Origin of the sequence: Enterobacter sp. HSTU-ASh6 (assembly GCF_026319105.1) — a bacterium.
GTDB classification, from domain to species: Bacteria; Pseudomonadota; Gammaproteobacteria; order Enterobacterales; family Enterobacteriaceae; genus Enterobacter; species Enterobacter sichuanensis.
This window is the reverse complement of sequence record NZ_WSPD01000004.1, coordinates 311,501-333,072: the sequence shown is the minus strand read 5'-3', so window position 1 is coordinate 333,072 and position 21,572 is coordinate 311,501. Positions and strand designations below refer to the sequence as shown.

The following is a 21,572-nucleotide window of genomic DNA, read 5'->3' as shown; positions in this document are numbered from 1 at the left end:
ATTTAAAAGTTTGATGCTCAATGAATTAAACTTCGTAATGAATTACGTGTTCACTCGTTGAGACTTGGTATTCATTTATTGTCCGAAGACATTAAGAATCCATGTCACTTTGAGTGCCCACACAGATTGTCTGATAAATTGTTAAAGAGCAGTGCCGCTTCGTTTTCGCTGCGGCGCGGGGTGTGCATATTACGCTTTCCCGCTTCAGAGTCAAGCGCTTATTTTCGCTTTTCTCTGCTGACCCGGCGGCGTGTGTGCCGTTGTTCCGTGTCAGTGGAGGCGCATTATAGGGAGTAATTCCGAACCTGCAAGGATAAAGTGAAAATTATTTACTGACTGCTCACTTTCCAGGCAAATCTGACTCCAGACCTCAATTCTCGCCTGGTTTTTAAACAAAAACGAGCCGCAAGCGGCTCGTTTTTGCGTTTTGTGACCTACTGCACTGCCACAATGCGATCGTCGTTGGCTTCCAGACGAATCACTTTTCCTGGAATCAGCTCCCCGGAGAGGATCTGCTGCGCCAGCGGGTTTTCGATCTGCTGCTGGATAGCACGTTTTAATGGACGCGCACCGTACACCGGATCGTAACCATTCTTACTCAGCAGTTTCAGCGCTTCATCGGAGATGTGAATTTCATATCCACGTTCTTCCAGACGTTTATACAGACGCTGCAACTGGATCTGCGCAATCGACGCAATGTGTTTCTCACCCAGCGGATGGAACACCACCACTTCATCAATACGGTTGATGAACTCCGGACGGAAGTTATGGCTTACCACACCCAGCACCAGATCCTTCATATGGCTGTAGTCCAGTTCGCCGAAACGTTCCTGAATCAGATCGGAGCCCAGGTTCGAGGTCATGATGACAACCGTATTACGGAAATCGACCGTTCTCCCCTGCCCGTCTGTCAGACGACCATCGTCCAGGACCTGAAGCAGAATGTTGAACACATCCGGATGCGCTTTTTCCACCTCATCCAGCAGGATGACGGAATAAGGGCGACGACGCACCGCTTCTGTCAGGTACCCACCCTCTTCATAACCAACGTATCCCGGAGGCGCACCGACCAGACGCGAAACGGCGTGTTTTTCCATAAACTCGGACATGTCGATACGGACCATTGCATCGTCGCTGTCGAACATAAAGTTAGCCAGCGCTTTACACAGCTCGGTCTTACCGACACCGGTCGGCCCCAGGAACAGGAAGGAACCAATCGGACGATTCGGGTCGGACAGCCCTGCACGGCTACGACGAATAGCATTCGATACCGCCTCAACCGCCTCGTTCTGGCCAATCACCCGATTGTGGAGATCGTTCTCCATGCGCAGCAGTTTTTCACGCTCACCTTCAAGCATGCGTGCTACCGGAATGCCGGTCCAGCGAGCAAGGACTTCAGCAATCTCGGCATCCGTGACTTTATTACGCAACAGACGCATCGTTTTACCTTCCGATTGCGTCGCAATCTCAAGCTGTTTTTCCAGCTCAGGAATTTTGCCGTACTGCAGCTCGGACATTCGCGCCAGGTCGCCCACGCGTCGCGCCTGCTCAATGGCAATTTTTGCCTGTTCGAGTTCAGCTTTAATGGTCTGCGTACCGGACAGGGAAGCTTTCTCGGCTTTCCACTCTTCTTCCAGCTCGGAATACTGGCGCTCTTTATCGTCCAGTTCTTCATTGAGCATATCCAGGCGTTTCTTACTGGCTTCATCAGACTCTTTCTTCAGCGCCTGCTGTTCCAGCTTGAGCTGAATGATGCGTCGGTCAAGTCTGTCCAGCTCTTCCGGTTTCGAGTCAATCTGCATACGAATGCTTGAAGCTGCTTCATCAATCAGGTCGATGGCCTTATCGGGCAACTGACGGTCAGCGATGTAACGATGCGAAAGCGTCGCAGCCGCTACGATGGCCGGGTCAGTGATCTGCACATGGTGGTGCAGTTCATAGCGCTCTTTGAGACCACGTAAAATCGCGATGGTATCTTCAACGCTTGGCTCAGCGACAAACACTTTCTGGAAACGACGTTCCAGCGCAGCATCTTTTTCAATGTACTGACGGTACTCATCAAGCGTAGTAGCACCGACACAGTGAAGTTCACCGCGCGCCAGCGCAGGTTTCAGCATGTTCCCGGCATCCATCGCGCCGTCCGCCTTACCGGCACCGACCATGGTGTGCAGTTCGTCGATAAACAGGATAACGTTGCCTTCCTGTTTCGCGAGATCGTTAAGGACGCCTTTCAGACGCTCTTCGAACTCCCCGCGGTATTTCGCACCGGCCACCAGCGCGCCCATATCCAGCGCCAGTACGCGGCGGCCTTTCAGCCCTTCCGGCACTTCACCGTTCACGATACGCTGCGCCAGCCCTTCCACAATGGCGGTTTTACCGACACCCGGCTCACCAATCAGTACCGGGTTGTTCTTGGTACGACGTTGCAGTACCTGAATCGTACGGCGGATCTCTTCGTCACGGCCGATCACCGGGTCAAGTTTGCCCTGTTCAGCGCGTTCGGTCAGATCGACCGTAAATTTCTTCAAAGCCTGACGTTGGTCTTCGGCTCCCTGATCGTTCACGCTTTCACCTCCGCGCATTTTCTCAATCGCCTGAGTCACATTGGCGGTGGTTGCTCCGGCAGATTTCAGCAGGTCGGTCAAGGTACCGCGTGATTCAAGCGCCGCCAGAACAAACAACTCTGACGAAATAAAGTTGTCCCCACGTTTTTGCGCCAGCTTGTCGCAAAGGTTCAGCACACGCACCAGATCCTGCGACGGCTGCACGTCCCCACCGGTCCCTTCGACCTGCGGTAAACGGCTCAGCGCCTGATCGATGGCGGTGCGCAACTGGCCAGCATTAATGCCAGCTGACGTTAATAAAGGACGTACCGATCCCCCTTCCTGATTCAGCAAGGCGCTCATTAAATGAAGAGGTTCGATAAACTGGTTGTCGTGCCCCAGTGCGAGGGACTGGGCATCGGCGAGAGCAAGCTGGAATTTATTAGTAAGACGATCCAGACGCATAACTCCTCCCATAACAGGTCAAATTTGCTACTGGAGATTAAATGAGGTCATCCCTCAATTATTCAAGGTTAATGACCTGAATTATGTGAAAAGAAAACAGCACGTGCCGGATCGTCTTGATTCTTTAGGTTATATCAGCCAAATGAAACTTGCCATACGCCCCGTGGTCTTGTCGCGGCGATAAGAGAAAAAATCACCCTTTTCGGTGAAGGTGCAGCGATCGCCGCCGAAAATCTGCGTCACACCAACATTATTCAGACGCTGACGGGCAAGCTGGTAAATATCGGCCAGATATTTATTCCCCGAAGGTTGGAAGGCGTCCACGGCTTGCGGATCTTTTTCCATAAAAGCGTCGCGGACTTCGGGTCCTACTTCAAAGGCACGAGGACCGATGGCCGGGCCAAGCCAGGCCATGATATTGGCGGGGTCATCCTTAAAGCAGGCGACAGTCTCCTCCAGCACGCCTTCACACAGACCACGCCAGCCAGCATGCGCTGCGGCAACCTCGGTACCTGCACGGTTACAAAACAGAACCGGCAGGCAATCGGCCGTCATTACGGCACAAACGGTGCCCGGAGTATTACTGTAAGAGGCGTCAGCACGTTTAGAAGCGTAGGGTTCTCCCGTCAACTTCAGTACCGCTTTACCATGAACCTGTTCAAGCCAGACCGGTTTCGACGGCAGGTTCCCTGCAGCAAACAGGCGTCTGCGGTTCTCTTCAACATGTTCAGGATCATCGCCACAGTGCGCACCGAGGTTCAAAGACTCCCAGGCACCCTGGCTAACGCCGCCAGTGCGGGTTGAACTGCAGGCAGCCACGCCTTCAGGCAATGGCCACTCCGGGACAATCAGTTTGGTCATAACCAGTCCACTTGATCCTTATGTTCTTCGAAATCAGCACGCATCGCGTCAATAAGTTCCACCATATCCTGTGGGATAGGCGCATGCCACTCCATCTGAATACCGGTGATTGGATGGTAAAGGCGCAGCATGGTCGCATGCAGCGCCTGGCGATCGAATTTGCGCAGTACGCTGATGAACTCATCCGATGCGCCTTTAGGCGGACGCGGACGGCCACCGTAAACCTGATCCCCCACCAGCGGATGGGTAATGTGTGCCATGTGAACACGGATCTGGTGAGTACGCCCGGTTTCCAGACGCAGACGCAAGCGCGTATGAATGCGGAAGTGCTCCATAATGCGGTAGTGCGTTACCGCAGGTTTACCCATCGGATGTACCGACATATGAGTACGTTTGGTTGGGTGACGACTGATTGGCTCTTCCACCGTACCGCCAGAGGTCATATGCCCAATGGCTACCGCTTCATACTCACGGGTAATTTCGCGCAGCTGCAGCGATTCCACCAGACGGGTCTGCGCAGGAACAGTCTTCGCGACCACCATCAGACCGGTCGTGTCTTTATCCAGACGGTGCACAATGCCCGCGCGCGGAACATCCGCGATGGGCGGATAATAATGGAGAAGTGCGTTAAGTACCGTACCGTCAGGGTTCCCCGCGCCCGGATGAACCACCAGGTCGCGCGGTTTGTTGATCACCAGGATGTCATCATCTTCGTAGACGATGTCCAGTGGGATATCCTGCGGCTCGAAACGGATTTCCTCTTCGATTTCAGCATTGATGGCGACAGCTTCCCCACCTAACACTTTCTCTTTTGGTTTGTCCCAGATCTTGCCGTTTACCATCACGCGCTGGTCAAGGATCCATTCTTTTATGCGTGAACGCGAATAATCAGGGAACAATTCGGCCAAAGCCTGATCTAAGCGTTGACCGAGCTGATTTTCGGAGACTGTTGCGGTGAGTTCTACTCGTTGTGCCATAAACTGCTTCTTCGTTTAACGTTGGGTTTTACGGCTTTGCCGTTTAATATAGTGTGCTATTGTAGCTGGTCTTAATCGGGAGCAGGAACAGAGTTTCTCCCGGACAAACATTTGAGGAAAGTCAAAACGTCATGACGCGCATGAAATATCTGGTGGCAGCGGCCACGTTGAGCCTGGCTTTGGTGGGCTGCTCCGGTTCAAATGAACAGGTCCCTGACAATCCGCCGAATGAAATCTATGCGACTGCACAACAAAAGTTGCAGGACGGTAACTGGAAACAGGCGATAACGCAACTGGAAGCGTTGGATAATCGCTATCCATTTGGTCCGTATTCGCAGCAGGTACAGTTAGATCTCATCTACGCATACTATAAAAATGCCGATCTGCCGCTGGCACAGGCAACCATCGATCGTTTCATGCGTCTGAACCCGACTCATCCTAACATCGACTATGTCATGTACATGCGCGGTCTCACCAACATGGCGCTGGATGACAGTGCGCTTCAGGGCTTCTTCGGCGTGGATCGTTCCGACCGTGACCCACAGCATGCGCGTGACGCCTTCAATGACTTCTCCAAACTGGTGCGCGGCTATCCGAACAGTCAGTACGTGACTGACGCCACCAAACGTCTGGTGTTCCTGAAAGATCGTCTGGCGAAATATGAATACTCTGTGGCGGAATACTATACCCGCCGTGGCGCATGGGTTGCCGTGGTTAACCGCGTAGAAGGTATGCTGCGCGATTACCCGGATACCCAGGCAACGCGCGACGGCCTGAAGCTGATGGAAAATGCGTACCGTCAGATGCAGATGACCGCCCAGGCTGAAAAAGTGGCGAAAATCATTGCTGCCAACAGCAGCAACACCTGATATGACCTCAATGCAAAACGGCAGCCTTCGGGCTGCCGTTTTTTTATTCATTTCTAAGCATCGCTGAAGCGCTTTAGCCTCAACACATCCCGTCAACTATGACCGCAATTTTTGCCTTCCACAAGGTAAATCTCACCTCTTCCTGCCCTGCCTCACAAAAAAGATTCCCTGACAAAAACCGACAAAATAACGTGATCTAAATCACACATTTTGACATTGGGTCGGGTATGCTGGAATCACCAAGACGGAAAGACAAGAGGTAAAATTTATGACAATGAACATTACCAGTAAACAAATGGAAATTACTCCGGCAATTCGCCAGCACGTCGCAGACCGTCTCGCCAAACTGGATAAATGGCAAACACATTTGATTAATCCACATATCATCCTGTCCAAGGAGCCGCAGGGTTTCATCGCTGACGCAACTATCAATACTCCAAACGGCCATCTGGTCGCCAGCGCAAAACATGAGGATATGTACACCGCAATTAACGATTTGATCAACAAGCTGGAACGGCAGCTCAATAAAGTGCAACACAAAGGTGAAGCCCGTCGCGCCACAACATCGGTGAAAGACGCCAGCTTCGCGGAAGAAGTTGAAGAAGAGTAATCCTTTAAATTGAGTGTACCGCCAACGCGCCTTCGGGCGCGTTTTTTGTTTTTTATTGACAGGGTGAAAACAGTACGGGTACTTTAACGATATCAATCACAGGATGACCTTATGAAACTGACACCGTTCTTCTTCGCATTCTTTTTTACCTTCCCCTGAACGGGAGGCGTTTCGTCGTGTGATAAAGAATGCGAAGACGAACAACAAGGCCTCCCACACCGGGGGGCCTTTTTTATTGATAACGATAAAATGAGACAGGCAACACTATGACACCGGAAAACCCGTTACTGGATCTGCGAGTTAAGATCAGCGCACTGGATGAAAAATTACTGGCGCTGCTGGCCGAACGCCGCGCGCTCGCCATCGAAGTAGGTAAAGCCAAGCTGGACTCCCATCGCCCGGTCCGTGATATTGACCGCGAGCGCGATCTGCTGGAGCGGCTGATTCAGCTCGGTAAAGCGCATCACCTCGATGCCCATTACATCACCCGGTTGTTCCAGCTCATCATCGAAGACTCTGTTCTGACCCAGCAAGCTTTACTCCAGCAGCACCTGAACAAAACCAATCCGCACTCTGCGCGTATCGCCTTCCTCGGACCGAAGGGCTCTTATTCTCACCTGGCCGCACGTCAGTATGCCGCACGCCATTTTGAAGAATTTATTGAGAGCGGCTGTGCGAAATTTGCCGATATTTTCAATCAGGTCGAGACCGGCCAGGCAGATTACGCCGTCGTGCCGATTGAAAACACCAGCTCCGGCGCCATCAACGACGTCTATGATTTGCTGCAGCACACCAGCCTGTCGCTGGTTGGCGAACTGACGATCCCTATCGATCACTGCGTGCTGGTCTCTGGCTCAACGGACCTGAGCAAGATCGAAACCGTCTACAGCCACCCGCAGCCGTTCCAGCAGTGCAGCCAGTTTCTGAACCGCTACCCTAACTGGAAAATCGAGTACACCGAAAGCACCTCCGCGGCGATGGAAAAAGTCGCGCAGGCTAACTCCCCCGCCGTCGCGGCGCTCGGTAGCGAAGCGGGCGGCGCGCTGTATGGTTTACAGGTGCTGGAACGCAACCTGGCAAACCAGACGCAAAACATCACCCGCTTTGTGGTGCTGGCCCGCAAGGCCATTAATGTGTCAGACCAGGTCCCGGCCAAAACCACGCTGCTGATGGCGACCGGCCAGCAGGCCGGCGCGCTGGTTGAAGCCCTGCTGGTGCTGCGTAACCACAACCTGATCATGACGAAACTGGAATCACGTCCGATCCACGGGAACCCGTGGGAAGAGATGTTCTACCTTGATATCCAGGCCAACCTGGAGTCTGCTTCCATGCAGAAAGCCCTGCGCGAACTGGGTGAAATTACCCGTTCAATGAAAGTGCTGGGCTGCTATCCAAGTGAAAACGTCGTGCCGGTCGATCCCATCTAACGTTCGATAAAGCGGCTTTTCTTCATCCCTGCCACGTTAACGGGCAGGGTGAAGATGGCGCCGGAAAGTGGATACTGCGCCACCTCCTGCGCGTCCATATTTTCCCGCGTGGTCGTGATGAACAGCGTTTTCATGTCGTCACCGCCAAAACAGACCATCGTCGGGCAACGTACCGGCATTTCATACTCTTCCAGTTGCTCCCCTTGTGGAGAAAAACGCGCAATACGCCAGCCGTCAAATAGCGCGCTCCAGTAGCAGCCCTCCACATCCATTGCCGCGCCGTCCGGTATCCCCTCGCCCTCTTTAAACTGACGAAACACCTCGCGCCTGCCCGGTTCGCCCTGCGCATCGAGCGGCGTACGGTAAATCACACCATTTGGCGTGTCTGAGGTAAACATCCACTGATTATCCGGGCTAAACGCTAAACCGTTGTGCCCGTGAATATCGCACTGGATCACTTTCGGCGTCAGGTCATTGTCGATACGCATCAGCAGTGCGCCGTTGTAATCCCCCGGTCCCCAGAAGGTCCCCGCATAGAAGCGCCCCTGACTGTCGGTTCCTCCATCATTAAAACGCGCCAACTGCGGATTAGAGGGGTTATCGCACACCTTGCGCTGCAGAAGGCCATGCTTGTCAGCCAGCCAGATGCCAGTGCGCATAGCGACGATAAACCCGCCTCGCTCACGCAGTGCGAAACAGCCCACCTCCTCATGGAAAGAGAGCACGGTATGTTCCGCGGTCGGCAGATGGTATCGGTGGATCTCCCCTTCCAGAATATCCGCCCAGTAGAGTGCGCGCTCTTCTGCACTCCACGTCGGGCATTCGGGCAGATGCCCGGTGTAATTGAACAGCAACTGCGGTTCGGCCATGACGGTTCCCCAAAATGAAAAAAGCCAGCGATGCTGGCTTTCAGTATATACATCATCGCATTACTGGCGACTGTCATTTGCCTGGCGCAATAGCGTGCGGCTCTCACTCTGGAAACGCTGCGCGTAGTCGCCAAACCAGTGTTCGACCTTGCGGAAACTGTCGATAAACGCCTGCTTGTCTCCGTGCTCCAGCAGCGTAATGGCTTCCCCAAATCGCTGATAGTAACGCTTGATGAGCGCAAGGTTGTTTTCGGAGGACATGATAATGTCCGCATACAGTTGCGGATCCTGCGCAAACAGACGCCCGACCATCGCCAGCTCCAGACGATAGATCGGTGAAGAGAGCGCCAGCAGCTGTTCAAGCTGAACGTTCTCTTCCGCCAGATGCAGACCATAGGCAAACGTGGCGAAGTGGCGCAGCGCCTGAATGAAAGCCATGTTTTGATCGTGTTCGACCGCGCTGATGCGGTGCAGCCGCGCGCCCCAGACCTGAATCTGTTCCAGGAACCACTGATAGGCTTCCGGCTGACGACCATCACAGTAGACCACCACCTGCTTAGCCAGGCTGCCGCTGTCCGGGCCAAACATCGGGTGCAGCCCCAGGACCGGCCCGGTATGCGCCGCCAGCATTGCCTGCAGCGGACCATTTTTGACAGAGGCCAGGTCCACCAGGATGCAGTCTTTCGGTAAAGGAGGAAGCTTCCCGATGATCTGCTCCGTCACGTGGATCGGCACGCTGACGATAACCATCCCGGCATCTTTCATGAGCTCCGGAGCCTGTGCCCAGTCCTCTTTTTCCAGAATGCGTACCTGATAGCCAGAAAGGGTCAGCATTTTTTCAAACAGACGCCCCATCTGCCCTGCCCCGCCGACAATCACCACCGGACGCAGTGATGGACAGAGGGTTTTGAAACCCTTGTCGTTTTCGCTGGAATAGGATTCCCGCATCACGCGACGCAGAACATCTTCAATCAAATCCGGCGAAACACCCAGCGCCTGCGCCTCTTTGCGACGGGAGGCCAGCATGGAGGCTTCGCGCTCCGGAACGTAAATCGGCAGGCCGTATTTACTTTTTACCTCACCGACTTCGGCTACCAGCGCCATACGGCGCGCCAGCAGATCCAGCAGCGCCTTATCCACTTCATCAATTTGATCGCGTAATGCGGTCAATTCAGCAACCATAACTAACCTCTTAAGCCAGACGCGCCGCCAGCTGGCCGTTTAAATCTTTATGGATCTCACGCAGCAGGGCATCGGTGGTCTCCCAGCTGATGCAGGCATCCGTCACGGATACGCCGTGCTTCATTGCGCTGCGCGGTTGTTCAGATGATTGATTGCCTTCATGAATGTTGCTCTCAATCATCAGTCCGATAATCGAACGGTTGCCATCTTTGATCTGCGCGACCACGGATTCTGCAACCGCAGGCTGACGGCGGTAATCTTTATTGGAATTACCATGACTGCAATCTACCATCAGTGCCGGACGCAGTCCCGCCTGCTCCATCTCTTTTTCACACTGCGCCACATCTGCCGGGCTGTAGTTTGGCGCTTTACCGCCGCGCAGGATCACATGCCCGTCCGGGTTGCCCTGGGTTTGCAGGAGACACACCTGGCCTGCCTGGTTAATACCGACAAAGCGGTGCGGCATGGCGGCAGCGCGCATGGCGTTGATCGCCGTCGCCAGGCTACCATCGGTACCGTTTTTAAAGCCAACCGGCATCGACAGGCCAGACGCCATCTCGCGGTGGGTTTGTGATTCCGTGGTACGCGCACCAATGGCGGACCAACTGAACAGATCGCCCAGGTACTGCGGGCTGTTTGGATCCAGCGCTTCGGTTGCCAGCGGCAGCCCCATACTGACCAGCTCCACCAGCAGGCGACGCGCAATTTTCAGGCCTGCTTCCACATCAAACGAGCCATCCATGTGCGGATCGTTAATCAACCCTTTCCAGCCAACGGTCGTACGTGGCTTCTCAAAATAGACGCGCATCACCAGATAGAGGCTATCGCTGACCTCCTCCGCTAATGCTTTAAATCGACGAGCGTACTCAATGGCGGTTTCAGGATCGTGAATGGAGCAAGGACCACATACCACCAGCAGGCGCGGATCGCGACCGGCGATGATGTCAGAAATGGTCTGGCGCGAGTGCTCAATCTGAGCCTCCTGCGCGACGCTCAGCGGGAACTCCGCTTTCAGTTGATCCGGCGTGATTAAAACCTGTTCGTCAGTGATATGTACGTTGTTCAGCGCGTCTTTTTGCATGATGGCGATCCTGTAAAGCTCGTTTGCGATAGTTGTTTTCCTCAATGAGGTGACACCACGATACCATAAAAAGTAAACATTTCAATCCAAAATACGTACACTTTAATTTACAGAAGCCATTTTATTGCCAATATCAGCCGGTAAAAACGTAAAGATTAAATTACATACGAGCTATCTTTTGCCAGGCTATGCTGAAGAAAAAAGGAGAATGGCTATGCGTTCAATTGCTCTTGTGCTGTTGTCGCTGTTGTTATCGGGCTGCCAGATCAATCCTTACACCTTCCAGCCCGACTGGACCAGTCCATCCTGGTTTGATGCAGGTAAAGAAGACGCCATGAACGGCCTGCCGGTTAAAGATAACCAGACCCTGGCCGATAGTTTTAACGATCCACACGTTGATCGTAGTGAATATCTTCGCGGCTATGCCGATGGTCAGAAGAAAATTTGCGAAGAAGGCTTTATTCACGCCTGGGGTTTAGCAGGCAAATCTTTTCCTGCCAGTTGCGATACTGTCGAAAATGCCGCAAAACTGCATACCGCATGGCAACAAGGAATGGATGAAAGTATGCGTTCCAGCAGACTGAATTAAATCTGTTTTTATCCATCGAAAAATAAACAACAGTAGGATTTAGCTTAGGTCGGCCGGACGCTATTCCTGACATAATGACGGCTTTGATAAACAATGGTATTCTGCCCGCAACTCTTAAGGACATCTATTTCCGGAGCGTTGTGGCGGATTCTGGTGAGAAATTCATTCTTGAACTCTTTGTTCCGACTTACTCTGGTGCTAATGCTGTTCTTTATGGTGGGCCCGGCGACGGCAGGCACGCTCACGGAAACGGATAAATCGGTACGTTCGATTGTCTCAGGCATAGTGAGCTATACGCGATGGCCGTCACTTTCCGGACAGCCTAAACTCTGCGTCTACGCCACCTCTCATTATACTCACGCACTCAGCAGCAATGAGGGGCATAGCGAGTTACCTTATACTCCCGTTATTGTGCGTAACGATCGGGAAGCCCTGGCCGCGACGTGCGATGCTATTTATTTCGGGTCTGAATCACCGGCCAAACAACTTGAATTAATAAGTCAATATCAGGGCAGAGCATTACTTTTAATCTCAGAGCAAAATCCGGAATGTGTAATTGGCAGCGCGTTTTGCCTGATGATCGATCGCGACCAGGTACGGTTCTCCGTCAATCTGGATGCGCTGACGCGCAGTGGCGTTAGAGTCAATCCGGATGTATTAATGCTTGCACGGAATAAGCAGCATGGATAAAGATTTCACTTCAACGCCACGTCCGACGTTTAAAAGAACGTTGAGGCGAAACAGCATGATAAGCGTCATCATCACGATGACGTTAATATGGGTGTTGCTCTGTTTTGCTTCCGTTGTGACGTTAAAACAATACGCGCAAAAGAACCTGGAATTAACTGGCGCAACAATGAGCCACAGCCTGGAAGCCTCGCTGGTGTTCAACGATTCTCTGGCGGCCAACGAAACGCTTGCGGCCCTGGGTAAACAGGGGCAGTTTGCCGTGGCCGAGGTGGTCAACGCGCATAAAAAGCGGTTTGCTTACTGGTCCTGGAACCCGGAGGATAACAACGACACGCTGGGCGCCCTGGTCAGTCGCTGGCTTTTTCCCGTTCCGGTTGCGCAGCCCATCATGCATAACGGCGCAATGGTCGGCGAAATTCGACTTACCGCGCGAGACAGTCTCATCAGTCATTTCATCTGGATGTCGTTTGCCGTGCTTACCGGCTGCATTCTTTTTGCTACCGTCGTCGCACTCACCATTACCCAGTCTTTGCATCACGGTATGGTGACGGCCCTGCAAAACATCACCGACGTCGTACATGATGTCCGCACTAACCGCAACTTCTCCCGCAGGGTGAAAGATGGCCGCATCGAAGAGTTTCACCAGTTTGGTGAAGACTTCAACAGTCTTCTGGATGAGATGGAAGAGTGGCAGCTAAAACTGCAGGCCAAGAACGCCCAGCTGTTGCGGACCGCCATGCACGACCCGCTCACCGGCCTTGCCAACCGTGCGGCGTTTCGTAACAGCATTGCAGCTTTAATGAACGATCCTTCAGCCAGAACCAACTCGGCCCTGCTCTTCCTCGACGGTGATAACTTTAAGTTTATTAACGACACCTGGGGACATGCGGCAGGAGACTGTGTGCTGATTGAAGTGGCGAGCAGGATGATGGAGTTTGGCGACAAACGTCATCAATCCTATCGCCTTGGCGGTGACGAATTTGCCATGGTGCTCTACGGCGTGCACTCTGAGCTTGAGGTTCAACATATTTGTGCTGCGCTTTCGCAGCAGTTTATTCGTCCGTTTGATCTCCATAACGGACAAAAAGCATCAATGTCACTCAGCATTGGCTTTGCTCTGGCGTGGGAAAATGCTTCCATGGAAGCATTACTGGAGAGGGCTGACCGCAATATGTACCAGGTTAAAAACCAGCGTACAAAAACAATAAGTTAGAAAGGATACACTATGTTAAAACGATACTTAGCGCCGTTAGTTCTGGCCTCAATGGTTCTGGCAGGCTGTCAGTCGCCGCCGGAAGGCAAATTCACTCCTGAGCAAATCGCGGCGATGAAGTCTTACGGTTTTAACGAACTGAACGGTGACTGGTCACTTGGCCTGTCGGATACCATCCTGTTTGATAAAAATGACGCCCGGCTGCGACCGGAAAGTGAAACACAGATCAAGTCCATGGCCTCTCGCCTTGCCGAAACCGGCCTGAACCACGCACGAATGGACGGCCACACGGACAATTACGGTGAAGAAAGCTACAACAATGCGCTGTCGTTAAAACGCGCCAATGCCGTGGCCGACGCCTGGGCGAAGGGAGCGAATATCCCGCGCAGCAATCTCACCACGCAGGGATTGGGTCAAAAATACCCGGTTGCGAGCAACAGTACCCCACAAGGGCGTGCTGAAAACCGCCGGGTTGCCGTGGTTATCAGCACGCCATAGGGTTATTTAGCGGAAGATTCGGCGAGCGTCACCCCTGTTGCCGCTCGCCAGCGTAGCCAGTCCACCAGAACAAACAGCGCAAGACTCACGCCCATGACCGGCAGGGCTACCCCCAGCAGCAGGCTAATCAACCCCGTAATGCCCCTTCCCCAGCCCGACAACGCCAGCCAGCTCTGACAAAGCGTCTGTACCGGACTCACTGTCGATTGCGCCGGACGACGCATCCACCACATCCGGTATCCCCAGATGATGAGCACGCACAGAGCAAGGCCGAACGCTACGAGCAGCAGTTGATTCACCAGCCCGAATAAGATCCCCATATGAAAATCGACTCCCCAGCGGGTCAGTTTTGCCATTAGCGGGAAATCCTCAAATCGGGTTCGGTCCAGCACCTGCATCGTATGCGGATCAACCGCAACGGCATCCACCTGGGTTGGCCAGCTGCGATCGATTTCCGTCACCGTCCAGGCGCGATCTGCCGTTTGCGCCGGGCGGATCTCCAGCTTGCTGGCATCAATCCCCGCTTTACGCGCTGCGCTTAAGACCCCATCAAACTCCGTCAGATCCATCGCCATCTCCGGCATCATCATTCCGCCGTGATGGCCATGGTGTTCGCTATGTTCATCCACGCTCTCCGGCACACCGGAGAGTGTGGTGTTCACCTGAGGGGTGAGCCAGTTCATCTCTGCCCGCAGCTTATCAACGTTCCCGCCAGCCCACTGGGACCAGGTCAGGCCGGTTGCAGAGAATAACAGCATTCCGCCCAGCAAAGCCCAGCCCAGCGTCACGTGCACGCGACGTCGGTTCTGGAAGCGATTGTTGATCCGCCGTTTGGGGCGGGTATAACACCACAGGGCAATGCCACCCAGCGCGGCCACCCACATCCAGGAGGCCGCCAGCTCGCTGTAGAGGCGCCCAATGTCGCCCAGCATCAGAGACGTATGCAGATAATCAATAGTCTGACGCAGCGGTAAAATCCCGCTGGTGCCGTATACCGTCATATCCCCCAGTACCGCCAGATTGACCGGATCGACAAAAATAGCCCGGTGTTCAGATGGTCCAAGCGTCGGGTCAGCGAACATCACGCGGGTGGTTTCACCTTTAACCAGCCCCGGACGAACGGCGTGCAAACGTAAATCTGATCCAACCGTTTTTTCCGCCACGGCGATTTGCTCCGCCAGAGGCTGCGGCTCGCCCACGGAATCCGTGTGGAGCGCATGCCGGTACAGCGCATTCTCCAGCTGCGGGGTGGCCACATACAGCGTACCGGTCAGCGCAGCGAAGAAGATAAACGGGCCGACAAACAGCCCAACGTAAAAATGGAGGCGACGCAGCAGGTTTCCCCATGCCGCGCGCGAAGTGCAGGTCGTCATACTTTTCCTTTTTAAGGCAAAAAGTTATCAATATTTTTTAAAGGGAAAAAGCAGACTGCCGCGGTGGCGCGCGGGTATCAGGGTAAAGCCAGGGGAAAAAGTGCCAGTGGCTGACCGCCTGACGCGGCGGCTTAACGCGAAGCCTCTGCAGCACCACGCTGAGCAGGACGATCAGCGCCAGCATCACGCCAGGGACATGCGCTAACAGCACGCAGTAGCCGCACGCTTCAGCATGGTCGACAGGCATCGTGTGGGACACATCGCCGTGGTGCTCATCCATCGACATCATACTCATGTCATGATGCATACCTGGCATGGCGCTCATGGGATCTTTTTGCAACGAGACGGAGATCAGCGGCGCCACCACGATCAGCAGGATCGCAAACAGCGCGATCAAGGCCGCTGCGCGTTTCCGGTTTTGCTGATGCAGTACGTTATCCACTTCCCCTCCCCTCAAGAGGCAAGCATTGTAAATGATTTATGACGAAAGGGTTAACGCGAGAGGTGCGATAGGATAAAAAAAGGGCCAGCCTTTCGGCCAGCCCTTTCTAACAGGATGTCGCTTAAGCGAATCTTAGTTCAGACGCTCTTTAATACGAGCAGACTTACCAGTACGCTCACGCAGGTAGTACAGTTTAGCTTTACGTACAGCACCACGACGTTTAACAGCAATGCTGTCAACTACCGGAGAGTGAGTCTGGAAGACACGCTCAACGCCTTCGCCGTTGGAAATTTTACGAACAGTGAATGCAGAGTGCAGACCGCGGTTACGAATAGCGATAACCACGCCCTCGAATGCCTGCAGACGTTTTTTGGAACCTTCAACAACCCATACTTTCACTTCCACGGTGTCACCTGGACGGAAGGAAGGTACGTCCTGCTTCATCTGCTCTTGTTCAAGTTGCTTAATAATGTTGCTCATAATTTAATCTCTTATCCTGGGTAAACTGATATTCGGGTGCGTATTACGCATTCCCATCATGTTCATGCTGCTGTTGCGCGTGTTCAGTTTTGAACTCGGCCAGCAACTTTGCTTGCTCTTCAGTCAGAGCCAGGTTTTCCAGAAGTTCAGGTCTTCTAAGCCAGGTTCGGCCCAGCGACTGCTTCAAACGCCAGCGACGTATCTCGGCATGGTTTCCAGACAGTAACACTGCCGGTACTTCCATCCCTTCTAACACTTCAGGACGAGTATAGTGTGGACAGTCCAGCAATCCATCGGCAAAGGAATCTTCCGTTGCCGAAGCTTCATGGCCCAGAACACCCGGAATGAACCGGGCGACAGAGTCAATCAGCGTCATTGCGGGTAACTCACCACCGCTGAGAACGTAATCGCCGATAGACCATTCTTCGTCAATCTCGGTTTGAATTACGCGCTCATCTATCCCTTCGTAGCGACCACAGACCAGAATCAGCTTTTGATTCGTCGCCAGTTCGCTCACGCCCGCTTGATCAAGCTTGCGTCCCTGAGGTGACAGATAAATCACCTTTGCGCCTTCACCTGCCGCGGCTTTTGCTGTGTGAATGGCGTCCCGTAAGGGTTGCACCATCATTAACATCCCCGGTCCGCCGCCGTAAGGACGATCGTCCACGGTACGGTGCCGGTCATGAGTAAAGTCACGAGGACTCCAGCTCTGGATGCTCAGCAGGCCATTCTTTACTGCCCGGCCAGTTACCCCGTAATCGGTAATCGCGCGGAACATTTCAGGAAACAGGCTAATTATGCCAATCCACATAGCGCCGTCTTTTACCGTTTATCCGGAGAATTTAAAAACCAGGATCCCAATCTACTTCAATGGTTTGAGTAGTGAGATCGACTTTCTTGATAACCTGTCCATCGAGGAACGGGACCAACCGCTCCTTGATGCCAAATGCATCTTTCAGGTTTGCCTTAATGACGAGAACGTCATTTGACCCGGTTTCCATCATGTCGATGACTTTCCCCAGGCTGTAGCCTTCAGTGGTCACTACCTGGCAGCCCATAAGGTCTTTCCAGTAGTAGTCACCCTCTTCAAGCTCCGGCAACTGCGACGAATCCACGACAATTTCACAATTAGTCAGGGCATTCGCGGCATCACGATCGTCAACGCCTTTCAGCTTGATGATGATGTCCTGATTGTGGTGACGCCAGCTTTCCAGCTCGACCTCTTCCCACTTACCGCCTTTCTGGATAAACCAGGGCTGGTAATTAAAAATGCTATCAGCGTCTTCAGTGGAGGAAAACACTCTGAGCCAACCACGGATACCGTAGCAAGAACCCATTTTTCCCAATACAATCGGTTCAACAGGTGCTTTATTGCTCATCATGACCACCGTGACAGATTAAGCTGCTTTGTTTGCTGCTTTGATCAGCGTAGCAACGCGATCGGAAACAGTAGCGCCCTGGCCAACCCAGTGAGCGATACGATCCAGATCCAGACGAGTTTCTTCTTCTGCGCCAGCGGCCAGTGGGTTGAAGAAACCAACGCGCTCGATGAAGCGACCGTTGCGTGCATTACGGCTGTCAGTCACAACAACCTGGTAGAACGGACGCTTTTTAGCGCCGTGACGTGCTAAACGAATAGTTACCATAACATCCTCTTGTGTGAATAAAACAACCGGGCCCCATCGAGGAACGGAGCCCGGGTGTCATATTAAAAGCCCGAAAATTTTACTCATTTTCGGGCAAAAAGCAATCTCAAAAGCGATTAACGCCCTGGAAAACCGGGAGGCATCATACCTTTCATGCCGCGCATCATCTTCGCCATGCCGCCTTTCTTCATTTTCTTCATCATGCGCTGCATGTCGTCGAACTGTTTCAGAAGACGGTTAACGTCCTGCACCTGCATGCCGCAACCGGCTGCGATACGGCGTTTGCGGGAACCTTTGATGATATCCGGGTTAGCGCGTTCCTTGAGGGTCATCGAGTTGATGATCGCCTCCATCCGCACCAGCACCTTGTCATCCATCTGCGCTTTCACGTTGTCCGGGATCTGGCCCATGCCCGGCAGTTTGCCCATCAGGCTTGCCATACCACCCATGTTTTTCATCTGACGCAGCTGCTCAAGGAAGTCGGTCAGATCGAAACCATCACCTTTTTTCAGCTTGCTGGCCAGCTTCTCAGCCTGCGCGCGGTCAACCTTGCTCTCAATATCTTCGATCAGCGACAGCACGTCGCCCATGCCGAGGATACGGGAGGCAATACGATCCGGGTGGAACGGCTCCAGCGCTTCGGTTTTTTCGCCCACGCCGAGGAATTTGATCGGCTTACCGGTGATATGACGAATGGAGAGCGCCGCACCGCCGCGGGCGTCACCGTCCACTTTGGTCAGCACCACGCCGGTTAAAGGCAGCGCTTCGTTAAACGCTTTTGCGGTATTCGCCGCATCCTGACCGGTCATGGCGTCAACAACAAACAGAGTCTCTACCGGGTTAATAGAGGCATGCACCTGTTTGATCTCGTCCATCATCGCTTCGTCAACGTGCAGACGACCGGCGGTATCCACCAGCAGCACGTCGTAGAATTTCAGCTTCGCCTCTTTCAGCGCCGCGTTAACGATATCGACAGGTTTCTGGGCGACGTCTGACGGGAAGAAATCCACGCCGACCTGCTCAGCCAGGGTTTCCAGCTGCTTGATCGCCGCCGGGCGGTAGACGTCCGCAGACACCACCAGCACTTTCTTCTTGTGCTTCTCACGCAGGAATTTACCCAGCTTACCGACGCTGGTGGTTTTACCCGCACCCTGCAGGCCTGCCATCAGCACCACGGCCGGTGGCTGAGCCGCCAGGTTCAGGACCTGGTTCTCTTCGCCCATCGCCGAAACCAGTTCGTTACGAACGATTTTGACGAACTCCTGACCCGGGGTCAGGCTCTTGTTAACTTCATGACCAACCGCCTTCTCTTTAACGCGGTTGATAAAATCACGAACAACCGGCAACGCGACGTCTGCTTCCAGCAGCGCCATGCGCACTTCGCGCAGCGTTTCCTTGATGTTGTCTTCGGTAAGGCGTCCGCGGCCGCTGATGTTGCGCAGCGTGCGCGACAAACGATCGGTTAAATTATCAAACATTGTCTCTCGCCTGAGTAGAAACGTTGGGCCGCCATGAGCGACACATACACAGAATTTTGCCGGAGTATAACATGAAGGCGCCTTTGTTGTTATGCAACGGTTGGAGCAGGCGTCACGTAACGTTATACTGCTTCTCTTTCTTATTAAGACAACTGTCGATGCCTATATGCCTGTTTTCGCACTGATCGCCCTTGTTGCCTACTCTGTCAGCCTCGCGCTGATCATTCCCGGACTGCTGCAAAAAAACAGCGGCTGGCGGCGCATGGCTATTCTTTCGGCGGTAATCGCACTGATTAGCCACGCGTTTGCGCTGGAATCACGTATTATCCCCGGCGACGGCAGCGTGCAAAACCTGAGCGTCCTCAACGTCGGCTCGCTGGTCAGCCTGATGATCTGTACGGTGATGACCATCGTGGCCTCTAAAAATCGCGGCTGGCTGCTGCTGCCGATTGTGTATACCTTCGCGCTGATCAATCTGGCCTTAGCCACCTTTATGCCTAATGAGTTCATTACGCATCTGGAGGCGACGCCAGGGATGCTGGTGCATATCGGCCTGTCACTCTTTGCCTATGCGACGCTGATCATCGCCGCGCTCTACGCCATGCAACTCGCCTGGATTGACTACCAGCTGAAAAACAAAAAGCTGGCGTTTAATCATGAGATGCCACCGCTGATGGTGATTGAGCGTAAAATGTTCCACATCACCCAGGTGGGCGTGGTGCTGCTGACCCTGACGCTCTGCACGGGTCTGTTTTATATGAAGAACCTGTTCAGCGTGGAGAATATCGATAAAGCGGTGCTCTCCATCATTGCGTGGTTTGTCTATATTGTCCTGTTATGGGGCCATTATCACGAAGGCTGGCGCGGTCGCCGCGTGGTCTGGTTCAACGTCGCGGGTGCGGGTATTCTCACCCTTGCCTATTTTGGCAGCCGCTTCATACAGCAATTTGCTGGCTAAGAAACAAAGGAGTTCCCCCTGGAACACATCTCTACCACCACGCTGATCGTTATCCTGATCGTCATGGTGGTCATCTCCGCCTATTTCTCCGGCTCGGAAACCGGCATGATGACCTTAAACCGCTACCGGTTACGTCATCGTGCTAAACAGGGTAACCGTGCCGCACGTCGCGTTGAAAAGCTGCTCCGCAAGCCGGATCGCCTGATTAGCCTGGTGCTCATCGGCAACAACCTCGTCAACATTCTGGCCTCTGCCCTCGGCACCATCGTCGGGATGCGCCTGTACGGCAACGCCGGGGTGGCGATTGCCACCGGCGTGCTGACGTTTGTGGTGCTGGTGTTTGCCGAAGTGCTGCCGAAAACCATTGCCGCGCTTTACCCGGAGAAAGTCGCCTACCCGAGCAGCTTCCTGCTGGCACCGCTGCAGATCCTGATGATGCCGCTGGTCTGGCTGCTGAACATGGTGACGCGCGTCCTGATGCGGATGGTGGGGATCAAAGCCGATGTCACCATCAGCAGCGCGCTCAGCAAAGAAGAGCTGCGCACCATCGTGAACGAATCCCGCTCGCAGATCTCCCGACGTAACCAGGACATGCTCCTCTCGGTGCTGGATCTGGAAAAAGTGAGCGTGAACGACATCATGGTGCCGCGTAATGAAATCGTCGGTATCGACATCAATGATGACTGGAAAGCCATCGTCCGTCAGCTGACGCACTCGCCGCACGGGCGCATTGTACTGTATCGCGACTCGCTGGATGACGCCATCAGCATGCTGCGCGTGCGCGAAGCCTACCGTCTGATGACCGAGAAAAAAGAGTTCACCAAAGAGGTGATGCTGCGCGCCGCCGACGAGATTTACTACGTGCCGGAAGGCACCCCGCTCAGCACGCAGCTGGTGAAATTCCAGCGTAACAAGAAGAAAGTTGGCCTTGTGGTCAATGAGTACGGCGACATTCAGGGCCTGGTGACGGTCGAAGATATTCTGGAAGAGATTGTCGGAGACTTTACCACCTCAATGTCCCCTTCCCTTGCGGAAGAAGTCACTCCGCAAAATGACGGCTCGGTACTGATTGACGGCAGCGCGAACATTCGCGAACTCAACAAAGCCTTTAACTGGCATCTGCCGGAAGATGAGGCTCGCACCATTAACGGGATGATTCTGGAAGCGCTGGAGGAGATCCCGGCGGCAGGCACGCGAGTGCGCATTGAGCAGTACGATATTGATATCCTGGACGTGCAGGACAATATGATTAAGCAGGTGAAGGTCCTGCCCGTAAAACCCCTGCGCGAAAGTATCGCTGAGTAAGGTTGTAGGCCGGGTG

The 21,572-nt window shown here is 53.7% G+C and carries 23 protein-coding genes and 1 other annotated feature; of the genes, 10 read left to right on the top strand and 13 right to left on the bottom strand.

Annotated features, from left to right (window positions below; translation table 11 throughout):
- Positions 1-434: 434 nt before the first annotated feature.
- From clpB to rluD, 3 genes are all read right to left on the bottom strand, one after another.
- Positions 435-3,008: an ATP-dependent chaperone ClpB gene (gene clpB, locus GM298_RS07230; RefSeq protein WP_025759246.1), complete on the bottom strand. Its 2,574-nt coding sequence runs from the start codon at positions 3,006-3,008 to the stop codon at positions 435-437.
- 129 nt (positions 3,009-3,137) lie between these two features.
- Positions 3,138-3,869, bottom strand: a complete 732-nt coding sequence (gene yfiH, locus GM298_RS07225; RefSeq protein WP_025759247.1) for a purine nucleoside phosphorylase YfiH — start codon at positions 3,867-3,869, stop codon at positions 3,138-3,140.
- Entirely contained in the window at positions 3,866-4,846 is a 981-nt protein-coding gene (rluD, locus tag GM298_RS07220) for a 23S rRNA pseudouridine(1911/1915/1917) synthase RluD (protein ID WP_025759248.1), read from the bottom strand. The genes yfiH and rluD overlap by 4 nt, the downstream gene beginning before the upstream one ends.
- 131 nt (positions 4,847-4,977) lie before the next feature.
- Here rluD and bamD point away from each other — a divergent pair, with 131 nt between their 5' ends.
- The 4 genes from bamD to pheA all read left to right on the top strand — a co-directional run bounded on the left by bamD (position 4,978) and on the right by pheA (position 7,752).
- Entirely contained in the window at positions 4,978-5,715 is a 738-nt protein-coding gene (gene bamD / locus GM298_RS07215) for an outer membrane protein assembly factor BamD (protein ID WP_023308867.1), read from the top strand.
- A 268-nt stretch (positions 5,716-5,983) separates the two neighbouring features.
- Positions 5,984-6,325, top strand: a complete 342-nt coding sequence (raiA, locus tag GM298_RS07210; RefSeq protein WP_008502470.1) for a ribosome-associated translation inhibitor RaiA — start codon at positions 5,984-5,986, stop codon at positions 6,323-6,325.
- 110 nt (positions 6,326-6,435) lie between these two features.
- Positions 6,436-6,561, top strand: a sequence feature (Phe leader region).
- Positions 6,437-6,484 carry a pheA operon leader peptide PheL gene (gene pheL / locus GM298_RS07205; RefSeq protein ID WP_100249759.1) on the top strand — a complete coding sequence of 16 codons (48 nt, stop codon included), beginning with the start codon at positions 6,437-6,439 and terminating at the stop codon, positions 6,482-6,484. It overlaps the preceding feature by 48 nt.
- A gap of 30 nt (positions 6,562-6,591) precedes the next feature.
- Positions 6,592-7,752: a bifunctional chorismate mutase/prephenate dehydratase gene (gene pheA, locus GM298_RS07200; RefSeq protein ID WP_094918818.1), complete on the top strand. Its 1,161-nt coding sequence runs from the start codon at positions 6,592-6,594 to the stop codon at positions 7,750-7,752.
- Here the strand turns inward: pheA and GM298_RS07195 are convergent.
- Genes GM298_RS07195 through aroF form a run of 3 tightly spaced genes read right to left on the bottom strand, consistent with a single transcriptional unit; the run spans position 7,749 to position 10,884 of the window.
- Complete coding sequence (locus tag GM298_RS07195; protein WP_025759251.1) at positions 7,749-8,621, bottom strand: SMP-30/gluconolactonase/LRE family protein; 873 nt, start codon at positions 8,619-8,621, stop codon at positions 7,749-7,751. The genes pheA and GM298_RS07195 overlap by 4 nt on opposite strands.
- Before the next feature lie 60 nt (positions 8,622-8,681).
- Positions 8,682-9,803, bottom strand: coding sequence for a bifunctional chorismate mutase/prephenate dehydrogenase (gene tyrA, locus GM298_RS07190; RefSeq protein ID WP_025759253.1), 1,122 nt, complete (start codon positions 9,801-9,803; stop codon positions 8,682-8,684).
- Between the two features lie 10 nt (positions 9,804-9,813).
- A complete protein-coding gene (gene aroF, locus GM298_RS07185; protein ID WP_025759254.1) occupies positions 9,814-10,884 on the bottom strand; it encodes a 3-deoxy-7-phosphoheptulonate synthase AroF in 1,071 nt (356 codons plus the stop codon).
- 214 nt (positions 10,885-11,098) lie between these two features.
- Here aroF and GM298_RS07180 point away from each other — a divergent pair, with 214 nt between their 5' ends.
- The 4 genes from GM298_RS07180 (at position 11,099) to GM298_RS07165 (ending at position 13,874) form a co-directional block, all read left to right on the top strand.
- Entirely contained in the window at positions 11,099-11,473 is a 375-nt protein-coding gene (locus GM298_RS07180) for a DUF2799 domain-containing protein (RefSeq protein ID WP_094918821.1), read from the top strand.
- 201 nt (positions 11,474-11,674) lie between these two features.
- Entirely contained in the window at positions 11,675-12,163 is a 489-nt protein-coding gene (locus tag GM298_RS07175; RefSeq protein WP_224753061.1) for a YfiR family protein, read from the top strand.
- On the top strand, positions 12,156-13,376 hold the full coding sequence (gene dgcN / locus GM298_RS07170) for a diguanylate cyclase DgcN (protein WP_045286631.1): 1,221 nt from the start codon (positions 12,156-12,158) through the stop codon (positions 13,374-13,376). The genes GM298_RS07175 and dgcN overlap by 8 nt, the downstream gene beginning before the upstream one ends.
- 12 nt (positions 13,377-13,388) lie before the next feature.
- Positions 13,389-13,874, top strand: a complete 486-nt coding sequence (locus GM298_RS07165; protein WP_262783901.1) for an OmpA family protein — start codon at positions 13,389-13,391, stop codon at positions 13,872-13,874.
- A gap of 2 nt (positions 13,875-13,876) precedes the next feature.
- Here the strand turns inward: GM298_RS07165 and GM298_RS07160 are convergent, their stop codons facing one another.
- From GM298_RS07160 to ffh, 7 genes are all read right to left on the bottom strand, one after another.
- Entirely contained in the window at positions 13,877-15,247 is a 1,371-nt protein-coding gene (locus tag GM298_RS07160; RefSeq protein WP_262783902.1) for a PepSY-associated TM helix domain-containing protein, read from the bottom strand.
- Positions 15,248-15,284: 37 nt separating this feature from the next.
- A complete protein-coding gene (locus GM298_RS07155; protein WP_025759262.1) occupies positions 15,285-15,689 on the bottom strand; it encodes a DUF2946 domain-containing protein in 405 nt (134 codons plus the stop codon).
- Between the two features lie 132 nt (positions 15,690-15,821).
- The gene (rplS, locus tag GM298_RS07150; RefSeq protein WP_002914145.1) at positions 15,822-16,169 is read right to left on the bottom strand and encodes a 50S ribosomal protein L19; all 348 of its coding nucleotides are present in this window, start codon (positions 16,167-16,169) and stop codon (positions 15,822-15,824) included.
- A gap of 43 nt (positions 16,170-16,212) precedes the next feature.
- On the bottom strand, positions 16,213-16,980 hold the full coding sequence (gene trmD / locus GM298_RS07145) for a tRNA (guanosine(37)-N1)-methyltransferase TrmD (RefSeq protein WP_008502493.1): 768 nt from the start codon (positions 16,978-16,980) through the stop codon (positions 16,213-16,215).
- Positions 16,981-17,011: 31 nt separating this feature from the next.
- The gene (gene rimM / locus GM298_RS07140) at positions 17,012-17,551 is read right to left on the bottom strand and encodes a ribosome maturation factor RimM (RefSeq protein WP_032672618.1); all 540 of its coding nucleotides are present in this window, start codon (positions 17,549-17,551) and stop codon (positions 17,012-17,014) included.
- 15 nt (positions 17,552-17,566) lie between these two features.
- Positions 17,567-17,815, bottom strand: coding sequence for a 30S ribosomal protein S16 (rpsP, locus tag GM298_RS07135; protein WP_003863133.1), 249 nt, complete (start codon positions 17,813-17,815; stop codon positions 17,567-17,569).
- Between the two features lie 116 nt (positions 17,816-17,931).
- Positions 17,932-19,293 carry a signal recognition particle protein gene (gene ffh, locus GM298_RS07130; protein WP_008502496.1) on the bottom strand — a complete coding sequence of 454 codons (1,362 nt, stop codon included), beginning with the start codon at positions 19,291-19,293 and terminating at the stop codon, positions 17,932-17,934.
- A gap of 166 nt (positions 19,294-19,459) precedes the next feature.
- Here ffh and GM298_RS07125 point away from each other — a divergent pair, with 166 nt between their 5' ends.
- Together GM298_RS07125 and GM298_RS07120 are read left to right on the top strand one after the other, a co-directional pair.
- The gene (locus GM298_RS07125) at positions 19,460-20,251 is read left to right on the top strand and encodes a cytochrome C assembly family protein (protein ID WP_032623031.1); all 792 of its coding nucleotides are present in this window, start codon (positions 19,460-19,462) and stop codon (positions 20,249-20,251) included.
- An 18-nt stretch (positions 20,252-20,269) separates the two neighbouring features.
- A complete protein-coding gene (locus GM298_RS07120) occupies positions 20,270-21,556 on the top strand; it encodes an HlyC/CorC family transporter (RefSeq protein WP_025759264.1) in 1,287 nt (428 codons plus the stop codon).
- Positions 21,557-21,572 lie beyond the last annotated feature (16 nt).